The sequence below is a fragment of the Brevibacillus thermoruber 423 genome, from assembly GCF_000454065.1.
GTDB lineage: Bacteria > Bacillota > Bacilli > Brevibacillales > Brevibacillaceae > Brevibacillus > Brevibacillus thermoruber.
This window is the reverse complement of sequence record NZ_KE695649.1, coordinates 381062-401316: the sequence shown is the minus strand read 5'-3', so window position 1 is coordinate 401316 and position 20255 is coordinate 381062. Positions and strand designations below refer to the sequence as shown.

Sequence of the window (20255 nt, the reverse complement as noted above, 5' to 3'; positions counted from 1 at the left end):
TTTACCGGTCCACACCGGCGTAGCCGCGCGGATGGCGGCGATGCCAGTTCCACGCGCTCTCGATGATCGTCTCCAGCTCGGGGCAGCGCGGATGCCAGTTCAGCAGCCGTTTCGCCTTGTCGGCGGAAGCGACCAGCACGGCCGGGTCTCCCGCCCGCCGGGGGCTTACTTTGGCGGGAATCGGATGGCCGGTCACTTTCCGCGCGGTGTCGATCACCTGTTTCACGGAAAAGCCCGTGCCGTTCCCCAGGTTGAACACATCGCTCTGGTTGTACGTGCGGAGATAGTCCAGCGCGAGCCGGTGGGCGTTCGCCAGGTCCATGACGTGCACGTAATCGCGAATGCACGTCCCGTCTTCGGTCGGGTAGTCGTCGCCAAACATCTCGATCTGCTCCCGCTGTCCCAGCGCCACCTGCAGGACGAGCGGAATCAGGTGGCTCTCCGGCTCGTGGTCTTCCCCGATGATCGCGTCCGGGTGGGCGCCGGCCGCGTTGAAGTACCGCAGCGAGATCGACTTCAGTCCGTACGCCTGGTCGCACCAGCGGAACATCTTTTCCATGGCCAGTTTGGTTTCGCCGTACGGATTGGCGGGAACGGTCGGGTCTTCTTCCCGGATCGGGATGCGCTCGGGTTCGCCGTAGACGGCCGCCGTCGACGAAAAGACCGCCTTCCGGACGCCGTGCTCCACCATCGCCGACACCAGGGTATGGGTTCCGATCACGTTGTTGTCGTAATAGGCGAGCGGATCGCGGACGCTCTCCCCGACGAGCGATTTGGCCGCGAAGTGGATCACCGCTTCGATCTCATGGGCGCGGAACACCTCGTCCAGAAACTGCCGGTCCCGGATGTCTCCGCGGTACAACGTGCCGCCGAGCACGGCCCGCTCGTGTCCCGTGCGGAGGTTGTCCACCACGATCACCTCTTCGCCGTGGGCGAGAAGCTCCGCCACGGTGTGACTGCCGATGTACCCCGTTCCGCCCGTCACCAGAATCGCCATCACGCGCCTCCTCCCTCTGGCAGGCGCCCTTCTTTTTGCAAAAACCGCCGGTACGCTTCCCGCAGTCGGGGAGCCGTCTCTTCTACCGACTGGGGATTGGTCGCCGCCCACGCCCCCATCTCCGAGGACGCGTAGTACTTGATTTTGTCTCTTTCCCTCAGCGGTGTGTAAAACTCGATGTGGAAATGGTAGTAGTCCTCCACGTTTTCGCCGTTGACGGGGCGTTGGTGCATGACCATCATGTACGGGAACAGCTTCTCGAACAGTTGATCCATCGCCCCGGTGGTGTCGCGGAGGATCGCGGCCAGGCTTCGTTTCTCGTCCGCGGTGAAATCCGTAATCGCCGTCTTGTGCTGTTTGCTGACGACAAACACGCCGTACGGGTAATCCGTGAAGAAGGGCAGATAGGCGAGAAAGTGGTCGTTCTCGACGATGACCCGCTGTTCGAAGTTTTTCTCCTCGTCATTCATCTGGCAGAGCAGGCACTTGCCTGTCTCTTGACGGTGAAGCCTGCAGCTTTCCAGCTCCTGCTTGATTTTCAGCGGCATTTTCGAGTAGGCGTAAATCTGTCCGTGCGGATGGGGCATGGTGACCCCGCATTCTTCGCCCCGGTTTTCAAAAATCAACACGTACTGGTGGCGAGGGTCTTTTTCCAGTTCGGCAAAACGCTCCGCCCACAGGTCGACCAGCTTGACGATATGATCGACGGAAAGTTCCGGCAATGTTTTCGTGTGGTCGGGCGAGTACAGAATCACCTCGCACTTTCCGTACGACTTCGCCGTTCGGTACAGGGAGGTCTGCACCGGGTCCGGTTCCGGCGGATCGGGCGTCAACACGGGAAAATCGTTGTCGTACTTGTACACGTCGTAGTGGTCCGGAACCCTGCCCGAGCCCGGGCAAAACGGGCAGGTATCCTTGGGCATGTGCGGACGGTGCTGCCTGTTGGACGCCACCATCGTCCAGTCGCGCAAAAGGGGATTGTAGCGCAGTTCAGCCATTGACCAGATTCCTCCTTGCTCTCGTTTCTCTTCCGGCATGATGTGCTGACGTTACACGGAGGAGGGCAAAACGACTTCGCCCACTCCGTCTCCGAGCTCGCACACGTAAAAGTCGGGCACCAGCCCGGTCGCTCGCGTATAATGTTCGGCTGCCTGACGCTTGAACGCGTCTACGGCGTCCGCCTTCACCAGACTGACCGTGCAGCCGCCGAACCCCGCCCCCGTCATGCGGGTGCCGATGCAGCCGTCGGCCTGTGCCGCCGCTTCGAACAGTGCATCCAGTTCGAACCCGGTCACTTCGTACAGGTCGCGCAGCGATTCATGCGAGGCTTTCATCAGGCGGCCGAACGCGTGCAAATCGCCGGCCGCCAGGCATTGCGCCGCCTGGATGACCCGTTCGTTTTCAGCGACAACATGCTCCACCCGCCTGCGAATCACGCCGTTGGGGAGTGCCGTGCAAACCTGCCGCCACTCGTCGCCGGAAAGATCGCCCAGCGAGCGGAGATGCGGCAGACGCTTCTGCAGTTCGCGCAGTCCTTCCTCGCACTCCCGGCGGCGTTCGTTGTACGTGGAATCGGTCAAGGCCCGCCGCTTGTTGGAGTTGGCGATCACCAGCTTGTATCCGTCGATGCGAAAAGGCACGTATTCGTAAGCCAGCGTGTCGCATTTCAGCATGATGGCATGGTCCTTTTTCCCCATCCCGACCGCGAATTGATCCATGATCCCGCAGCGCACCCCGACGAAGCGGTTTTCCGCCCGCTGCGCCAGTTTGACCAGCTCCACCATCGGCACGTCGATCCCGGCCAGGGCGGTCACGGCCGCAGCGGACGCCAATTCGACGGAGGCCGAAGACGACAGTCCCGCGCCGTTGGGAATGTTCCCGAAAAACAGCAGATCCGCCCCCTTTAGCAGCGGGGAGCATTCCGGCAGCGCCGCCAGTTCATGCAGAACGCCCTTCGGATAATTGGCCCATCCGTCTTCCGCCCTGTAGACGATGCGGGCCGCTTCGCACGAGGTTTTCCCGGGAAAATTGACGGAGGCAAACCGGTACACGCCGTCCTGCCGGGGAGCGGCCAGCGCCCAGGTACCGTACGTGAGGGCGGCGGGAAACACATAGCCCCCGTTGTAATCGGTATGCTCCCCGATCAAATTGACCCGCCCCGGCGCAAAGAAGATGCGGACGTCTTCCCGTACGCCAAACTCCTCGCGAAATCTCGCCTGCAGCCGCTCGTAGATCTCCACGAACACCACCCTTTCCTTTCCCCTCTCGCCGGCAATATGCCGGCGGCAGCCCTTGCGTTTCCAGATGCGTGCCAACGTCAACCCTTGCTTTTCCGGCTGCCAACCGGCAGGGCCGTGGAGAGCGGAAAACATACTTTATTAAATTAATTAAATAATACTACGCACAAAGCTGATTCTCAATCATTGATTTTTCGGAATTTTTTTGTTAGTGACATGCCGTGAATCGGTCTTCAATCACGTTCAGATAACTGTCCTTTTCTGGGGGGGGCTTTCACACCTGAGGAATCACTCGTTTTCGGCGAGGGGGTTCATGCGCCTATCTCAGTACCTTTTGTCTTTTGTGTAGATAAGCTGCGGACTCATGAAAGACGTAATCATTACTTTTGATTTGTCATTCTTCACTTCATAAATCCGTTCGCCATGTTGTGTCTGCCCAATCAGTTTTCCAAACGTAAAGGCGGCTGGATCAGCGGATATCCGAGTAGTAAACATCACCATTGATCGTTACCTTACTGATGGAATATTCAGTGCCATGTAAAACTACCACTTTTACGTCGTGTTCTAACGAATACGTGGGGACGTTGACCACCTTGTAAACATAAAGGCTTACGTACAATAGGATGATGAACACTCCACAAAGGATAAAGACTCTTTTCTTCATATATCCTCATCAGCTCCTTGGCTGCCATAAACGTTTTGCCTGCGGGCAACTCCGGCTGATGGAGTCGCACCGCTTTCTTTTCGTGATCAATCATTACGCTTCTGCCGCTGCTGTCGTCATTCGCTCCCGGCTCAATGGCCGGGCCGTTCCATCACCAGCGTTTTCAGCGCCGCTTTCACCGCCGCCACCTTCGCCTCGTCCACAGGCTTCAGCGCCTGGCCGTCTTCGCGCACGCCGGTGCCGAAATGGACTTCGGCCACGCCGGTGGAGCGGATCACATCGGCCATCGTCGTCAGCGTCAGGCCGCTGCCCGCCATGATGGACAGATGCGTTCCCGCGGTCATCCGCACCAGTTCGGCGATCCGCTCCGCCCCGTCCAGCGCGCTTTGCTGCCCCCCGGATGTGAGAATCCGCCGCACCTGCGGATAGTGAAGCAGCACGCGGGCCGCTCCCAGTTGGTCGGCCGCCTCGTCAAAGGCGCGGTGGAACGTGACGTCCAGCCCTTCCGCTTCGGCCAGCAGCTCCTCCAGCGCTGCCGTATCCACCCTTCCCTGCGGCGTCAGGATGCCGAGGACGATGCCCGCCGCGCCGCTCTCGCGGATGACGCGGATGTCTTCGCGCATCACCCGCAGATCGTCGGCCGTGTAGCAAAACGACTGGCTGTGCGGTCTCACCATGACGTTGACCGGAATGGAGACGGCCTTGACCACCGCGTCGATCAGACCCCAACTGGGCGTCACGCCCCCTTCCAGGATGCCGCTGATCAGCTCGATCCGATCCGCTCCTCCCCGCTCCGCCCGTTTGGCGTCCTCCACCGTTGTCGCAATAATTTCCAACACCATCGCGCTTCCTCCGTTCTCTCGTGTTCTCCATGGTAAACCGGCCGCAGCTTGTCGGACTGATGTGGGCCACCAAATAACGGCAGTCCGCGCTGGCGGCAAAAATAGTGTATAATCAGAATAGCCATGCCCATACCGCCTGACAACTGCATACTGGAAAATCCATGCGTACGCATGGGAGAGGTTCGCGAACTCCCTCTATAAAAAACTAAGGTGAAAAACAGTACCCTTGGTATTGTTTTGTTTTTTTTGCAGGATTCAGTTCAAGAACTCTCTTTCTTCCACCACAACGTAAAGGAGATGGAGAGCATGAAACAGGAAAAAGCCGTCGTCGTCTTCAGCGGCGGCCAGGACAGCACGACCTGCCTGTTCTGGGCGCGCAAGCAGTTTGGCGACGTGGCCGCGATTACGTTTGACTATCAGCAACGGCACAACCTGGAGATCGATTGCGCCCGGCAAATCGCCGAGGAATTGGGTGTGGAACACACGGTATTGGACATGAGCTTGCTTAATCAACTGGCACCCAACGCGCTGACCCGAACCGACATTCCGATCGCCCAGGAAGACGGCCAGCTTCCCTCTACATTCGTGGACGGCCGCAATCTGCTGTTCTTGTCGTTTGCCGCCGTCTTCGCGAAACAGCGGGGAGCCCGCCACCTGGTCACCGGCGTGTGCGAAACGGACTTCAGCGGGTATCCCGACTGCCGCGACGCGTTTATCAAGTCGCTGAACGTCACGCTCAACCTGGCGATGGATTATCCCTTCGTCATCCACACGCCGCTCATGTGGCTGAATAAGGCGGAGACCTGGAAACTGGCCGACGAATTGGGCGCGTTTGACTTTATCCGCGAAAAAACGCTCACCTGCTACAACGGCATCAAAGGAGACGGCTGCGGCGAATGCCCCGCCTGCACCTTGCGGAAAGCCGGCCTGGAGGCCTACCTGCGGGAACGCGGGGAGGTGAAGGCCTGATGAGCGGTTTTTTTGACTTCCGCATTGTCGACCGCCTGCAAACGTTGGGCAAAGAGATTCAGAAAGAACAGCTTCGCTACCACCGCAAGCGGGTGCTGGTCAGCAAGGAGTTCACCTTTGACGCCGCTCACCACCTGCACGCCTACGAAGGAAAGTGCAAAAACCTGCACGGCCACACCTACAAGGTGGTCTTCGGCATCAGCGGCTATCCGAATGAGATCGGCATCGTCATCGATTTCGGCGACATCAAGGAGATCTGGAAGCGGCACATCGAGGTGTACCTGGACCACCGCTACCTGAACGAGATGCTTCCCCCGATGAACACCACGGCGGAAAACATGGTGGTCTGGCTGTTCGAGCAGATGGAGGCGCAGCTTTGCTCGGAAGCGTACCGCGACCGGTACGACGGCGCCCGCGTGGAGTTTGTCCGCCTGTACGAGACGCCGACCAGCTACGCCGAGGCGAGACGGGAGTGGATGTACGAGTGAACACCATTCCGGTGCTGGAAATTTTCGGCCCCACCATTCAGGGAGAAGGCATGGTGATCGGCCAGAAAACGATGTTTGTGCGCACCGCCGGCTGCGACTACCGCTGCCGCTGGTGCGACTCCGCCTTTACCTGGGACGGCTCGGCCGCAGGCGAAATCCGGCAGATGACGCCGGAGGAAATCTGGCAGGAGCTGCGCCGGATCGGGCAGGACCGCTTTGCCCACGTCACCATCTCGGGCGGCAATCCGGCGCTGATCGCCAACGTCGGGCAGCTCGTCCGGCTGCTGCGGGAGCAAAACATCCGGACGGCCGTCGAGACGCAGGGCAGCCGGTGGCAGGATTGGCTGCTGCTGGTCGACGACGTGACGATTTCGCCCAAACCGCCCAGTTCCGGGATGACCACCGACTTCGCCGCGCTGGATGCGATGGTGCACGCGCTGTCCGGCCGAACCGGCGATGTGCGCACCAGTCTGAAGGTCGTCGTGTTTGACGAAGCCGATTTTGACTACGCCCGCCAGGTGCATCAGCGGTACCCGCGCGTTCCCTTTTTTCTGCAGGCGGGGAACGACGACGTGGCGCAGGCCGATCTCGCCGGTCTGCGGGACCGCCTGCTGGCGGCCTACGAATGGCTGATCGAGCGGACGATGGCCGCAGACGACATGAACGACGTCAAAGTGCTGCCCCAGCTTCACGCGCTGGTGTGGGGCAACAAGCGGGGCGTCTGACTGATTGGCACGTTTTTGCATAAGAAACGGGGGAATGTTGCATGGATAACCGTCAGGAACGAGATCTTTCTTCGCTCACGCTGCTGGGCAACCAGCAGACGAAATACAGCTACACCTACGATCCCGGTGTGCTGGAGACGTTTGACAACAAGCATCCGTACCGCGACTACTTTGTCAAATTCAACTGTCCGGAGTTCACCAGCCTGTGTCCGATTACCGGACAGCCCGACTTTGCCACCATCTACATCAGCTACATCCCGGACAAGAAAATGGTGGAGAGCAAGTCGCTGAAGCTGTACCTGTTCAGCTTCCGCAACCACGGCGACTTCCACGAGGACTGCGTCAACATCATCATGAACGACCTGATCAAGCTGATGGACCCGAAATACATCGAGGTGTGGGGCAAGTTCACCCCGCGCGGCGGAATCTCCATCGATCCGTACTGCAACTACGGCAGACCGGGCACCAAGTACGAGAAGATGGCGGAGTACCGCCTGATGAACCACGACATGTATCCGGAAAAGGTGGACAACCGCTAACGGAGCGGACAGGCGAAGCCGGGGCGCATTCACGACGCCACCGGCACACCTCGTCCCGCCAAAAAAAGATGCCAGACGAGCCGATCGTCTGGCATTTTGTTTGTCGAAACGCGACCGTGCCTGCCGGGGACTGCTCCCGGGGTGGGCCGGTCCTGCTTCCATGTGCCGATACACCGCGTCGGCCCTCGCTTTGTCACACGGACGCCGCGAACTCCTTGTCAAACCATTTGATCAGCGCCTGGGTGCCGCTGTTCTCCTCGCCCTGCGCGGCCAGTTCCTCGTACAGCGATTTGGAAAGCTCCAAACCGGGGGTCATCAGCCCCATCTCCTTGGCCGCTTCCAGCGCGATGGTCATGTCTTTGATGAAGTGCTTCACGTAAAAGCCGGGGGCGAAATTGCCGGCGATCATCCGCGGCGCCAGGTTGCTGAGCGACCAGCTTCCCGCCGCTCCCGCCTCGATGCTCTGCAGCACGCGGGACGGGTCCAGTCCCGCTTTTTTCGCGTACGCGATCGCTTCGCAGACGCCGATCATGTTGGTGGCGATGGCGATCTGGTTGCACATTTTGGTGTGCTGGCCGGCGCCGGGTCCGCCCTGCCGGATCACGTTGGTGCCCATCACCCGCAAGATCGGCTCCACTGCTGCGTAGGCGTCCTCGTCGCCGCCCACCATGATGGTCAGACGCGCTTCCCGCGCCCCCACGTCACCGCCGGAGACCGGCGCGTCCAAGGCAAAGAGCGAGCGCTTTTTCGCCTCTTCGTAAATCGTCCGGGCGAGGGACGGCTTGGACGTGGTCATGTCAATCAGGTAGGCGCCGGGCTTGGCATGGTGAACGATGCCGTCCGTCCCCAGATAGATCTCTTCCACGTCTTTCGGATAGCCGACCATGGTGATGATCACCCGCGCCGCCGCAGCCAGATCGGACACCCGGTCCATCCACGTCGCCCCCTGCGCGATCAACTCCTCCGCCTTTGCTTTGGTCCGGTTGTACACGAGCACGCGGTAACCCGCCTTCATCAAATGGGACGCCATGCTTTTCCCCATGACGCCGGTGCCGACAAACCCGATCACCACGTCTTCCTTCTGCACTGTCATCGTTTCCGCTCCCTTCCACTGATGGCTGCTTGTTTCACACAGAGGGAACTTCTCCTGCCGCCATCCAAAATCCTGCACGCCGTTGATTCAAAACCGCAGCGCCCGGTGCGGGTATCCGTGCAACAGAAAAGGGCCCGCAAGCTGCCGGAGAGTGATCACGGCAGGAGGCCAATCCGATAAAAACGGGGCAGACTGGAAAGCCTAACGGGTATGGCAAGGTTGACCATGACAGGAGGAATCCATCCAATGAACCAGTTCATCGCCGGTTCCATGATTTCGGGCGAAGCGGACCCGGACGCTCACGAGTTTACCGTCACCGAAATAAAAAGCATCCCAACGCATTCCGTATGGGACACCCGGCAGGTGGAAGACGTGTACGAGCTGCTGACAAGGGTGATCAACAGCGGCCAGAATTCGCTGATCATCTCCACAGGCATGCTGCCACTCCTGTTGAACCGCACGGAGATTGAAAAGCTGCAGGCGGAGCTGTCTTCCATCCTGGCGCTCATCCGGTAAAAACAGCGTCCCTTCCGGCGAAAGGACGCTGTTTTTTCGCTATTCGCTCCTGCTTTCATCGTACGGCTTCCGCAGAGGTGTTGTGGTGGTCGTGGATGTCAAAGCCGGTCATGTGGCACGCACCTTATTGTGCAGCGGGTCACAGCCGGGCAGCCGATCATTGGCACCCGGTCAGCGCCCCAGGTAGTTCAGCGCCAGCGCCGACAGCATGGCAATGCCGACCGGCAGCGCGTCCTCGTCAATGTCAAACAGCGGGTGGTGCAGCGGATACGGCGTCAGTTTCTCCGGATTGCCCACGCCGAGGCGGAAAAAGACACCGGGCACGTGATGCGTGTAATACGAAAAGTCCTCTCCGCCCATCGACGGTTTCACCAGTCGGCACCGGCCCGGACCGAGTACCTGCTCCGCCGTCTCCAGCACCAGATCCACCATCCTGTCGTCGTTGATGATGGAGGGATAGCCGAACTCGTAGTCAAACGCGTACGCAGCTCCCATCGCCGAGGTCACGCCGCTCACCACCTGTTCGATTCGCGCCGGCATCTGTTCCCGCAAAGCGGGATTCAGGGTGCGCACCGTCCCCAGGAGTTCCACCTGGGGCGCAATCACGTTGCTGGCAGTGCCCCCCTGGATTTTGCCGATGGTGATGACGATCGGATCGAGCGGGTCCACCTGCCGGCTGGCGATCTGCTGCAGGGCGGAGATCACCTCCGCCGCGACTGCCACCGAGTCGACGGCCAGATGGGGATGGGCGGCGTGTCCGCCCCGGCCGATGATCGTGATGCGGATGGTGTCGGCAGCGGCACAGCCCACCCCGCGCACCGCCGTCACCTCCCCGACGGGCACGCCGGGAAAGACGTGCAGCCCGGCCATCGCCTCGATACCGTAGTCGCGCAGCAGCCCGTCCTCGATCATCACGTTGGCCCCACCGCCATCTTCTTCGGCCGGCTGGAAGACAAAAACGACCGTACCTCTCGGCGGCCGCTCCACCTGGGAAAGAAACTGGGCCGCCCCCATCAGCATGCTGGTGTGGGCATCGTGTCCGCAGGCGTGCATCTTGCCCGGCACCGTCGATCGATACGCCGCTTCCTTTTGGTCCTGGATCGGCAGGGCATCCATGTCGGCGCGCAGTCCGATGACCGGCCCGGGCTGTTCGACCCTGAGCACGCCCACCACGCCGGTGCGCCCCACTCCGCGCCTCACCTCCAATCCCAACTGCTGCAGGTGGCGGGCGACGATCTCCGACGTGCGCACTTCCTCGAAGCTCAGCTCCGGATGCCGATGGAAGTCGCGCCGCCAGGCAGCCGCCTGCTCTCTCAGCGCGCCGGCTTTGGCGAGAATGTCCGAACGTTGATACAAGACGGGAATCTGTTCCATGAAGTGGACGCCTCCTTTGTTACGCCTCGTGGGCGAATGCCTCCAGTATGGCGGCAATGTGCTTGATCCCCTGGACGTAGTCGTCGAGGATGATGTTTTCATTCGGCGCGTGGTTGTTGGACGCTACCCCAAGACTATAGAATATTATGAATATCGTGTCAATTTGGAAATGATTGATGATGGAGAAGGAACTGGCCGAAAAAAAGCGAACAGCAAATAATTATTGGCATAATTCTTACATTATTCCCAAAAGAAACGGATCATGACCCGGATTGAAGGAGAAGAATCATGGAGAAACGTGTGCACTCGATTGTGGAAGAACTGTCCCCCACGCTGCTGAAGTGGCGCCGCGATTTTCACCGCTACGCCGAATCGGGGTGGGTGGAGTTTCGCACCGCCAGCATCGTCGCCAGCACCCTGCAGGAATGGGGATTCGAGGTGAAGGCGGGACGCGAGGTCATCAAGCCGGAAGCGCGCATGGGCGTGCCTTCGGAGGCGTTTTTGCGGCAGCAGGAACAGCGGGCGCTGTCGCAAGGGGCCGTCGCCGAGTGGCTTCCCCGTTTGTCCGGGGGATTTACGGGCGTTGTCGGGATTCTCGATTCGGGCCGTCCCGGTCCCACCGTCGCGTTTCGCGTGGACATGGACGCGCTCGACCTGCAGGAGTCAGCCGATCCCGACCACCTGCCCGCGGCGGAAGGGTTTGCCTCCGTCAACGCAAACATGATGCACGCCTGCGGCCATGACGCCCACACGGCGATCGGGCTTGGCCTGGCCTATGTGCTGAGCCGGATGAAAGACGACCTGCGCGGCCGGGTGAAGCTGATCTTTCAACCCGCGGAGGAAGGCGTGCGCGGAGCCAGGTCCATGGTGGAAGCGGGCGTCGTCGATGACGTCGATCTCTTCTTCGCCTGCCACGTCGGCACCGGCGTTCCGCTGGGGGAAGTGGTCTGCGGCGCTGACGGCTACCTCGCCACGACCAAGATCGACGTCACCTACAGAGGCGTCGCCTCCCATGCGGGCGGGCATCCCGAAGACGGCAAAAACGCACTGTTGGCCGCCGCTTCCGCCGTGCTTAATCTCCATGCCATCTCCCGCCACAGCGGCGGCAACTCGCGGATCAACGTCGGTGTGCTGCATGCCGGCAGCGGGCGAAACATCATTCCCAACCACGCCGCGTTCAAACTGGAGACGCGCGGCGACACGAGCGAAGTAAACGAGTACATCCTGTCCAGGGCCATGGACGTGATTCACGGCGCCGCCGCGATGTACGGCGTACAGGCGGAGATCGACATCGTCGGAAAAGCGGACAGCAGTTCCCCCAGTCCGGAGCTGCTCCCCTACATCCGCGCCCAGGCTTCCAAGGTGGCCGGCGTCACCAGCATCGTCGACACCCGGAACGCGTCCGGCTCCGAGGACGCCACGTACATGATGGAGCGGGTCAAACAGCGCGGCGGTCTCGCTTCCTACCTGGTTTTCGGCACGACGCTGGCGGCCGGCCACCACAACGAAAAGTTCGACATCGACGAACGGGTGCTGGGCATCGGCGTACAAACGCTTGCCCTCTGCGCCCTGTGCGCCGGGGATCGGTGATTACGCGGAAGGGAGTGGTTGGGTCCGTATGACTCCGTCCGGATCATCTGCGACGTGGGCCTGGAGTTTCAGGACCGCATGACCATCCGGAACATGCTGCAACTGGCCTGCCGCAAAGAAGAAGCGCTCCATTTCAAAAGCCGCAGATTGCAGGTGATCGAAGTGGAGGGGCAGGCCCCCGTTTGCCCCAAAAAGCAAAAAACGGACGTCCCCCACCCCCAAGGAAGGGTTCGGCCAAGCGACAACCGCTGCCGAACCCTTTCTTTCAGGGGAGGGGAAGCCCGCCTTTTCACCGTTCTCTTTCCTGTCTGCCGTCAAGGGGCTTACCTGCTCTTCACCAGCAGCCGGACGGCCTCCTCCACGATCTGGTCCGTTTCCCTGCCCTCGGCCAGCTCGTGTTTGATGCATTCCGCCAGATTTTCCGCGACGATGACGGCGATCGCCTTGTCCACGGCGGAGCGGATGGCGGTGAGCTGCCCCACCACTTCCTTGCAGTCCTTGTCCGCTTCGATCATGCCGAGGACGCCCCTGACCTGACCCTCGACGCGCTTCAAGCGGTTTTTCACGTGATCTCCGTACTTCATGGCCATGCCTCCTCTTCCTCTGCCGATCGGCGGACGGACGGATCACCCCGTTCACGTACCCCGATGGGTATATAGTAGACAGGAAGGAAGGGGGCTGTCAAATCCGCGAGCGCCCTTTGTCCGCTTCCGTGCCCAGCCGGATGCCGTAGCCTTTGATCTTTCGGTACAGCGTGTTGCGGCCGATGTGCAGCAGCCGGGCCGCCTGGGAGATGTTGCCGCGGGTCGCCAGCAGCGCCTCCTCGATCGCTTTTCGCTCGTGCCGCCGCAGCGAAGACGGCGTGTCCTCCCTCTCGCCGGGATCGTCAAGCATCACGTGCTCCGGCCTGATGACGGCGCCCTCCGCCAGAAACGACGCCTGCTGCAGCACGGCCAACAGTTCCCGGATATTGCCGGGCCAGGTATGCCTGCACAGCTTGTCCAGCGCTTCCGGGGAGAGCTCCGCCGGAGTGTCCGCATGCTTGCGCAGAAGGTGGCCGGCCAGTTGTCGGAGATCGCTGCGCTCTCGCAGGGCGGGCAGATGCAGGGTAATGCCCTTTAGCCGGTAGTACAGATCGGCCCGAAAACGGCCGGCCTGCACCTCAGCCGGCAGGTTCCGGTGCGTGGCGGCGATGACGCGGACGTCCACCTGTTTGGCGACGGCACTGCCCACGGGCGTGACCGTTTTTTCCTGCAGCACCCGGAGCAGCGCCGCCTGTGCGCGGAGGGACATGTCCCCGATCTCGTCGAGAAAGATCGTTCCCCCGTTGGCCGCAAGAAACTTGCCCGGACTCCCTTCTTTCTGCGCCCCGGTAAACGCCCCTTTCTCGTATCCGAACAGTTCGCTCTCGATCAGGGTGTCGGGGATGGCGCTGCAGTTGACCGCCACAAACGGCCCCCGTCCGCTGGCCGCGTGGATCGCCTGGGCGAACAACTCCTTGCCGGTCCCGCTCTCTCCGGTGATCAGGACGGCCAGCGGGCTACCCGCCGCCTTTCGGGCAAGTTCCTTGGCCCGGAGGATGGCCGGACACTCCCCGTAGATGTCGGCAAAGGTATACAGGCCCTGCTCCTGCCGGACGGTCTTTTCCCTGGCCGGGCTTGTCCCGATCGCGACGGAGCGGTAGACCCGCTGTGTCTCGTCCTTGATCGGAATCACCTGGAAGTGGGGCGGGGGCGAAAACGCTTGGCCGAGGCAATCTTCTCCCAGGAGGCGGAGAGCCGCCCGGTTGGCTCCGGTCACGCGCCGGTCGGCGTCCAGCGTGAGCAGCGGCAGCGGATGGCGGTCAGAGACCGCCTCCAGATGCCGCAGCGTGATCAACTGCTCCTTTTCCATCTCCTCGATCATGAAGCGGTTTTGCAGCAGTTCGGCGGCAAGCGGCGCAAAGGTCGCAAACACCGGTTGAAACCGGTCGTGCAGACCGCTGATGTTGATGACGCCGAGAAAGTCCCCACTCTTGCCGTACAAGGGGGCCGAAGCGCAGGTGAGAAAGCGGTTTTCCACAAAATAATGCTCGCTTCCCCGGACGAGCGCCGGCCTCTTCTCCTCGATGGCCACCCCGATGGCGTTCGTTCCTTTTCTCGATTCGTGCCAGTTGGCGCCCACCTGAAGCTGCACTTGGGCGGCGCGGCTGGCAAAATCGGCATCGCCGCTGGCATACAGGATCGTCCCTTCCCGGTCGGTCAAAAAGACGACGCAGCCGAACTGCCGGATGACCGGATACAGCCTGGAAAAGACCGTTTCGGCATGGTTGACCAGGGAGCGGTGCCGGTCGATCAATTCCTTGATCAGCGTGCCGGTAATGATTTGGTCATCCGCTTTGTCATCCGGTTTGAGACCGCGTTCATGAGAGCGCTTCCACGAAAGGGCAACATCAGGCGGACAGTCTGACAGAGAAACCTGAAAGGACATGAAGAGGCCTCCTTTCCGATCGTTTCGTACCTCTATCGTACCACAACCGTCCGAATCTCATAAATGTTCCGTTTTGGAGCACCGCTGTTCCATCCCGGCACAGGCGGATGAAGCATGGTTCCGCATTTCACCCGAAAACGACGCCGGTTATGGGGTTGGCATCTTCCTTGCACATGGAAAGAGGCAGCAGCCATTAAAAAAATCAATGAGGAGGCGTTTTCCATGATCTATGCGCAACCCGGACAGGACGGCGCGAAGGTGACGTTCAAGAAACGCTATGGAAACTACATTGGCGGCCAATGGGTCCCGCCTGTAAAAGGGGAGTACTTTGACAACGTTTCCCCCGTCAACGGCCAGGTCTTTTGCGAAGTGCCCCGCTCCACCGCCGAGGACATCGAACTGGCGCTGGATGCCGCCCATGCCGCCAAGGAGGCGTGGGGCCGGACGTCAGCAGCGGAGCGCGCCCGCGTGCTCAACCGGATCGCCGACCGGATGGAGGCCAACCTGGAGATGCTGGCGGTGGCGGAGACCTGGGACAACGGCAAGCCCATCCGCGAAACCCTGGCCGCCGACATACCGCTGGCGATCGACCATTACCGCTACTTCGCCGGCTGCATCCGCGCGCAGGAGGGAACGCTGTCGGAGATCGACGCCCACACCGTCGCCTACCATTTCCACGAACCGCTCGGCGTCGTCGGCCAGATCATTCCGTGGAACTTCCCGCTGCTGATGGCCGCCTGGAAGCTGGCGCCGGCGCTGGCCGCGGGCAACTGCGTCGTGCTGAAGCCGGCCGAACAGACGCCCGCTTCCATCCTGGTCCTCCTGGAGCTGATCGGCGATCTCCTGCCCCCGGGCGTGCTGAACGTCGTCAACGGCTTCGGGCTGGAAGCCGGGAAGCCGCTCGCCTCCAACAGCCGGATCGCCAAGATCGCCTTTACCGGGGAGACGACGACAGGCCGCCTGATCATGCAGTACGCGTCCCAGAACATCATCCCCGTCACGCTGGAGCTGGGCGGCAAGTCGCCCAACATCTTCTTCCCCGACGTCTTTGCCAGGGACGACGCGTTTTTGAACAAGGCGATCGAAGGGTTCGTGCTGTTTGCGCTCAACCAGGGGGAAGTGTGCACGTGCCCGTCCCGCGCCCTGATCCATGAATCGATCTACGAGCCGTTCATGGAAAAAGCGCTGGCCCGCGTCAAGGCGATCAAACAGGGAAATCCGCTGGACACGGAGACGATGATCGGCGCGCAGGCCTCTACCGAACAGGTGGAGAAAATCCTCTCCTACATCGAAATCGGCAAGCAGGAAGGCGCGGAACTCCTGATCGGCGGAGAGCGGCAGACGCTCGGCGGCGGCCTGGAAAACGGCTACTACATCCAGCCGACCGTCTTCAAGGGGAACAACAAGATGCGCATTTTCCAGGAGGAAATCTTCGGCCCGGTGGTGGCCGTGACCACGTTTGCCAGCGAAGAAGAGGCGCTGTCCATCGCCAATGACACGCTGTACGGGCTCGGCGCCGGCGTCTGGTCGCGGGACATCAACACGGCTTTCCGCATGGGCCGGGGCATTCAGGCCGGGCGCGTCTGGACCAACTGCTACCACACCTACCCCGCCCACGCCGCGTTCGGCGGGTACAAGCTGTCCGGCATCGGCCGGGAAACGCACAAGATGATGCTGGATCACTACCAGCAGACGAAAAACCTGCTCGTCAGCTACAGTCCCGACGCGCTGGGCTTCTTTTGAAAAGGCAATGGCCGACGTGCAGAAGGTGCTGGCTACCGACGCCGCGCTGGCGCTGATCGAACGGCTCAAAGCCAAGTACGGCCCGCTGATGTTTCACCAATCGGGCGGCTGCTGCGACGGCAGTTCGCCGATGTGCTATCCGGCGGGGGAATTTCTGATTGGAGACAGCGACGTCCTGTTGGGCGAAATCGGCGGATGTCCGTTCTACATGAGCCGGGCCCAGTACGAATACTGGAAGCACACCCGGCTCGTCATCGACGTCGTGGAAGGGCGCGGCGGCATGTTTTCGCTGGAAGGGCCGGAAGGGGTGCGCTTTCTCACCCGCTCCAGCCTGTTTACCCCCGAGGAGTATCAGCAGCTTCAAGACGAATGGAACCGCTGAGCACGCAGCCCGGATCACCGCGATCCGGGCTGTTCGCCTTCCTCCGGGAGCAGGGAGCCGCCCCGGGCAGGAAAAAAGCCGATGTTCCGCTGAACATCGGCCGCTCTCCTTGTTACTCGATCTTGCCCAGGAAGGTCGTCTTGTCTTTCTCGTACTTGTAAATGAACACGTCGGCGTATTGGTTGTCCCCTTTGGCGTCAAACGAGACTTTGACGAACTGCCCTTGAAAATCCTTCGTCTTGTGGACCGCCTCCAGCACCTGCTCGCGGGTCGGCTTTTGCCCGCCGTTGGCCTTGATCGCCTGCTTGATGCCGTTGAGGATCACGTTCATGGAGTCAAAGGCGTAGACGGAGTAGGTTTCCGGCTTTTTCCCCATCGTCTTTTCGTACTCCTCCGCCCATTTCCGTCCCTCTTCCGTCTGCTTCACGTCCCCTGCCAGCGAGGTGAACACCACGCCCTCTGCCGCCTCGGGTCCCGCAATCTTGATCAGGTCGGGGGAGTCGATGCCGTCGCCGCCCATGAATACCCCCTTGAAGCCTTTTTCCCGCGCCTGCTTGACGAGAATCCCGGCCTCCGGGTAGATGCCGCCGAAATAGATCAGGTCAGGGTTTTTCGCCACCACCTGGTTGATCACGAAGTTGTAGTCCTTCTCCCCCTGATTGACGCCTTCATAGCCCAACACCTGCACGCCGTCCTTTTCGAACTGGGCTTTCACCTGGTCGACGAGCCCCTGCCCGTACGCCGTTTTGTCGTGAAGCAGGAAGACGGATTTGACCCCGAGCGTTTCCTTGGCGTACTTGGCTCCTTTGGGCCCCTGCGCGTCGTCGCGGGCACAGATCCGGTGCACGGTCTTTTTGCCTTCCTCCGTCAACTGCACGCCGCTGTTGGCCGGCGAGACCATCACCAGGCTGCCCGTCTCGTACTTCACGGAGGCGGGAATGGCCACGCCGGTGTTGAAATGGCCGACCACGCCGAGGACATCGGGGTTGGAGACCAGCATCTCTGCGTTGGTCACGCCGATTTTCGGATCGGCCTGGTCGTCCTGCGGAAACAACTGCAGGTCAAATCCCATCTGTTTGAACTCGTCCTGCTGCAATCGCAAGGCGTACTCCGCCCCTGTCTTGATCGAGTCGCCGATCGCCGACTGGGAGCCGGACAGGGGGCTTTGGGTCGCAATCAAAATCTTGGCGGTAGCGGACGAACCGCTCCCCGCGCTGGCGGCCTCCCCGGCTTGTCCGGCTTGTCCTGTTTGTCCGGACGGTGAGCCTTGCGAGTTACAGCCGGCGATGGAGACGGCAGCGAGAAGCAGCGGCATGAGGATGGACGCGCGTTTTTTGAGTCTCACGATTCTTGCCCCCTTGTTTTATATGTCGAATAATTCTATGAATTTAAATATATGAGAAAATATAAGGTTCATGTTCTGACAACATGTCCAATCATTTATGCGAAAAATCTGACAAAGTATCTCTTGAAATGAAAAAACGGCGTTGGGTAGACGCCGAAGGTTCCTGTTTATCTACGTGACGAGCACACGTGTCGGCAGCGCCGCACATGGCGGTTCTACCCGAGCAGCCCGATCACGCCTCCTCTTGGATCAGCCGCTTGATATCCGCCGCGATGCGTTCCGGCCTGGTCACGGGGGCGTAGCGCCTGACCACGCTGCCGTTTCGGTCGATCAAAAACTTGGTGAAGTTCCATTTGATTCCGTCCGTCAGCAATCCCGGAGCCTGCTTCGTCAGGTAGACGAACAGCGGATGGGCGTTCGGCCCCTTTACGTCCACTTTCGCAAACAGCGGAAACGTCACCCCGTAGTTCACCTGGCAAAAGTCCCGGATCTCTTCGTCCGAGCCGGGCTCCTGATTGTGAAACTGATTGCAGGGAAACGCCAGCACTTCAAACCCCGATGCGTGAAACTCATCGTACAGCTTCTGCAGCCCCTGGTACTGCGGGGTAAACCCGCACCGGCTGGCCGTGTTGACGATCAACAGCACCTTTCCCCTGTAATCGGCCAGCGGCTTCAGCTCGCCGCGGTTTGTTTTGGCCGAAAAATCGTAAACGCTCATGACGCCCACTCCCCATCGGTATCTGTTTTGCAAGGAGACTTCCTGCCGCTTCATGCACCGCTGCCTGGCTACACCAAACAGGTACGAAAGAACATGTGACTGGGAACCCCTGTAAAAAACGGATAGCCCTCTGCCGCCAACAACCCGATGGGCATTGCGGCACAAAACGCTGCAATCCATCCGTTTCCTCTGCCAAACCACGCCAGATAGGCTGCGATTGGCGACGCTGCCGCTATTATACCCCAACGGATAAAGACATGGGTGGGGAAAAAACCAAATACCCACGCCGAATAGACGTAATAACTCAGCAGCATGCCGGCGAAGAAGGCAAACACCTTGACGGCTCCCATTCCTGGATGACTGCTCCATGCAGCAATCATTGCAGCCAACAGAACCCATATCCCCAATCGGGAGGTGATGTCACTGACAATCCCCCACAGGTTCCCGACGAACCCGTTGGACGGCAAATGCTTTGGTCCCGGTACGGAACAGATGAACGCAAACCTGTCCGTCTCCCCCGTGATCCGCAGTCACGTTGTCAACACAATGAAGGCTGTCTCCCCCTGCAGGAGAAGGAGACAGCCCGGTTCGCGTTTCACAGACAGGAAAAGCGGCTTCCGGCACAAGCGCCGCCGTTTCAGCCGCGGGTGGCGATGTAGTCCGGGCGCGGCTTTTGTCCGGAGTACGGGGACGTCAATCGGTTTTCCGTGCTGTTGTAGACGAAAAACACGTTGCTTCGCGGCAGCGGGGTGATGTTGCTGTTGGACCCGTGCATGATGTTGCAGTCGAAGAAAACGACCGTCCCGGCGGGGCCAACCGCCGCTTCGATGCCGTGCCGTTCCGTCAGCAGGCGCAGGCTTTCCTGATCCGGCACGCCGTATTCCTGCCGGCGCAGCGACTGTTCGTAATGGGCTTCGGGCGTTCGCCCCACGCAGGAGACAAACGTCTTGTGCGAGCCGGGGATCAACAGCAGCGGACCGTTGCAGTGATGGTTGTCTTCCAGCGTGATCGAGCAGCTGAGCGCCCTCATGCGCGGCATGCCGTCTTCCACGTGCCAGGTTTCAAAGTCGGAGTGCCAGTAGAACTCTTTGCCGGTAAAGCCTTTTTTGTAGTTGATGCGGGATTGGTGGATGTACACGTCGCTGCCCAGGATCTGCCGGGCGATGCCGACGATCCGGGGATCGCGCGACAGCCGCCGGAACGCGTCGTGATCGCGGTGGACGGCAAAGATGGAGCGGATGTCCCGGCTGTCCGGTTCGCGGATCACCTCGTTTCTGTCCGCGTCCCGGCTTTGTTCCCACAGCCGCTTCAGTTCGCCGCGCAGTGTCTGCACGTCGCTCGCGGAAAAAAAGCCCGGCAGGCACAAATAGCCGTTTCGCTCATACCGGGCCAGGGCCTCGGCGTCCAGCGGCCCTGCGCCGGCAGCGACGTCTCCGTAGACGACGGGGTCTTTTCGCTCCAGCATGGCCGGTCGGTCGCTGACGCGGGACGGGTACACATCCTCGGCGGCAAGGTGCGGATGGGTCATGCGATCCTCTCCTCTCGTTCCGATACTTTCCGGGCT

Annotated in this window: 21 protein-coding genes and 1 riboswitch; of the genes, 9 read left to right on the top strand and 12 right to left on the bottom strand. The window is 60.7% G+C overall.

What is annotated here, in order from left to right; translation table 11 throughout:
* Nucleotide 1: 1 nt before the first annotated feature.
* The 4 genes from galE to M516_RS0106905 all read right to left on the bottom strand — a co-directional run bounded on the left by galE (nucleotide 2) and on the right by M516_RS0106905 (nucleotide 4740).
* Nucleotides 2–997 carry a UDP-glucose 4-epimerase GalE gene (gene galE / locus M516_RS0106925; protein ID WP_029098477.1) on the bottom strand — a complete coding sequence of 332 codons (996 nt, stop codon included), beginning with the start codon at nucleotides 995–997 and terminating at the stop codon, nucleotides 2–4.
* The gene (galT, locus tag M516_RS0106920; protein WP_029098476.1) at nucleotides 997–1995 is read right to left on the bottom strand and encodes a galactose-1-phosphate uridylyltransferase; all 999 of its coding nucleotides are present in this window, start codon (nucleotides 1993–1995) and stop codon (nucleotides 997–999) included. Before galT ends, galE begins: the two co-directional genes overlap by 1 nt.
* A gap of 51 nt (nucleotides 1996–2046) precedes the next feature.
* On the bottom strand, nucleotides 2047–3312 hold the full coding sequence (locus M516_RS0106915; RefSeq protein ID WP_238550925.1) for a galactokinase: 1266 nt from the start codon (nucleotides 3310–3312) through the stop codon (nucleotides 2047–2049).
* 717 nt (nucleotides 3313–4029) lie between these two features.
* Nucleotides 4030–4740, bottom strand: a complete 711-nt coding sequence (locus M516_RS0106905; RefSeq protein WP_029098473.1) for a copper homeostasis protein CutC — start codon at nucleotides 4738–4740, stop codon at nucleotides 4030–4032.
* Nucleotides 4741–4911: 171 nt separating this feature from the next.
* Nucleotides 4912–4955, top strand: a riboswitch (PreQ1 riboswitch).
* 91 nt (nucleotides 4956–5046) lie between these two features.
* Between M516_RS0106905 and queC the strand changes: the two genes are divergently transcribed.
* The 4 genes from queC to queF are packed head-to-tail and all read left to right on the top strand — an operon-like array spanning nucleotide 5047 to nucleotide 7461.
* Nucleotides 5047–5709 carry a 7-cyano-7-deazaguanine synthase QueC gene (gene queC, locus M516_RS0106900; protein WP_029098472.1) on the top strand — a complete coding sequence of 221 codons (663 nt, stop codon included), beginning with the start codon at nucleotides 5047–5049 and terminating at the stop codon, nucleotides 5707–5709.
* A complete protein-coding gene (gene queD, locus M516_RS0106895; RefSeq protein WP_029098471.1) occupies nucleotides 5709–6197 on the top strand; it encodes a 6-carboxytetrahydropterin synthase QueD in 489 nt (162 codons plus the stop codon). The genes queC and queD overlap by 1 nt, the downstream gene beginning before the upstream one ends.
* Nucleotides 6194–6922 (top strand): 7-carboxy-7-deazaguanine synthase QueE, encoded by a 729-nt coding sequence (gene queE / locus M516_RS0106890; RefSeq protein ID WP_035289044.1) that lies wholly within the window; start codon nucleotides 6194–6196, stop codon nucleotides 6920–6922. Before queD ends, queE begins: the two co-directional genes overlap by 4 nt.
* Nucleotides 6923–6963: 41 nt before the next feature.
* On the top strand, nucleotides 6964–7461 hold the full coding sequence (gene queF, locus M516_RS0106885; protein WP_029098469.1) for a preQ(1) synthase: 498 nt from the start codon (nucleotides 6964–6966) through the stop codon (nucleotides 7459–7461).
* A gap of 193 nt (nucleotides 7462–7654) precedes the next feature.
* Here queF and M516_RS0106880 read toward each other — a convergent pair whose 3' ends face one another.
* The gene (locus M516_RS0106880; protein ID WP_255309682.1) at nucleotides 7655–8596 is read right to left on the bottom strand and encodes an NAD(P)-dependent oxidoreductase; all 942 of its coding nucleotides are present in this window, start codon (nucleotides 8594–8596) and stop codon (nucleotides 7655–7657) included.
* A gap of 204 nt (nucleotides 8597–8800) precedes the next feature.
* Here M516_RS0106880 and M516_RS0106875 point away from each other — a divergent pair, with 204 nt between their 5' ends.
* Nucleotides 8801–9070, top strand: a complete 270-nt coding sequence (locus M516_RS0106875) for a hypothetical protein (RefSeq protein ID WP_029098467.1) — start codon at nucleotides 8801–8803, stop codon at nucleotides 9068–9070.
* Nucleotides 9071–9241: 171 nt separating this feature from the next.
* Here M516_RS0106875 and M516_RS0106870 read toward each other — a convergent pair whose 3' ends face one another.
* Nucleotides 9242–10444: a M20 metallopeptidase family protein gene (locus M516_RS0106870; protein WP_029098466.1), complete on the bottom strand. Its 1203-nt coding sequence runs from the start codon at nucleotides 10442–10444 to the stop codon at nucleotides 9242–9244.
* On the opposite strand from M516_RS0106870, the gene M516_RS0106865 reads away from it, so the two are divergent.
* The gene (locus tag M516_RS0106865; protein WP_029098465.1) at nucleotides 10443–10664 is read left to right on the top strand and encodes a hypothetical protein; all 222 of its coding nucleotides are present in this window, start codon (nucleotides 10443–10445) and stop codon (nucleotides 10662–10664) included. The two genes, M516_RS0106870 and M516_RS0106865, sit on opposite strands and share 2 nt — an antisense overlap.
* Nucleotides 10665–10732: 68 nt before the next feature.
* Nucleotides 10733–12034 (top strand): amidohydrolase, encoded by a 1302-nt coding sequence (locus M516_RS0106860; RefSeq protein ID WP_029098464.1) that lies wholly within the window; start codon nucleotides 10733–10735, stop codon nucleotides 12032–12034.
* 323 nt (nucleotides 12035–12357) lie between these two features.
* On the opposite strand, the gene M516_RS0106850 is transcribed toward M516_RS0106860, so the two are convergent.
* Together M516_RS0106850 and M516_RS22930 are read right to left on the bottom strand one after the other, a co-directional pair.
* Nucleotides 12358–12618 (bottom strand): metal-sensitive transcriptional regulator, encoded by a 261-nt coding sequence (locus M516_RS0106850; RefSeq protein WP_029098462.1) that lies wholly within the window; start codon nucleotides 12616–12618, stop codon nucleotides 12358–12360.
* 97 nt (nucleotides 12619–12715) lie between these two features.
* Complete coding sequence (locus tag M516_RS22930) at nucleotides 12716–14503, bottom strand: sigma-54-dependent Fis family transcriptional regulator (protein WP_051188123.1); 1788 nt, start codon at nucleotides 14501–14503, stop codon at nucleotides 12716–12718.
* Between the two features lie 222 nt (nucleotides 14504–14725).
* On the opposite strand from M516_RS22930, the gene adh reads away from it, so the two are divergent.
* Nucleotides 14726–16246, top strand: coding sequence for an aldehyde dehydrogenase (gene adh / locus M516_RS0106840; protein WP_029098461.1), 1521 nt, complete (start codon nucleotides 14726–14728; stop codon nucleotides 16244–16246).
* Between the two features lie 7 nt (nucleotides 16247–16253).
* Nucleotides 16254–16628, top strand: a complete 375-nt coding sequence (locus M516_RS0106835; protein WP_029098460.1) for a DUF779 domain-containing protein — start codon at nucleotides 16254–16256, stop codon at nucleotides 16626–16628.
* Nucleotides 16629–16740: 112 nt separating this feature from the next.
* Here M516_RS0106835 and M516_RS0106830 read toward each other — a convergent pair whose 3' ends face one another.
* The 4 genes from M516_RS0106830 to thpD all read right to left on the bottom strand — a co-directional run bounded on the left by M516_RS0106830 (nucleotide 16741) and on the right by thpD (nucleotide 20219).
* Complete coding sequence (locus M516_RS0106830) at nucleotides 16741–17943, bottom strand: branched-chain amino acid ABC transporter substrate-binding protein (RefSeq protein ID WP_035289192.1); 1203 nt, start codon at nucleotides 17941–17943, stop codon at nucleotides 16741–16743.
* 262 nt (nucleotides 17944–18205) lie between these two features.
* Nucleotides 18206–18691: a glutathione peroxidase gene (locus M516_RS0106825; protein ID WP_029098458.1), complete on the bottom strand. Its 486-nt coding sequence runs from the start codon at nucleotides 18689–18691 to the stop codon at nucleotides 18206–18208.
* A 68-nt stretch (nucleotides 18692–18759) separates the two neighbouring features.
* Complete coding sequence (locus M516_RS22925; protein WP_152523357.1) at nucleotides 18760–19080, bottom strand: hypothetical protein; 321 nt, start codon at nucleotides 19078–19080, stop codon at nucleotides 18760–18762.
* Nucleotides 19081–19328: 248 nt separating this feature from the next.
* Entirely contained in the window at nucleotides 19329–20219 is an 891-nt protein-coding gene (gene thpD, locus M516_RS0106815; protein WP_029098457.1) for an ectoine hydroxylase, read from the bottom strand.
* Between the last annotated feature and the right edge of the window lie 36 nt (nucleotides 20220–20255).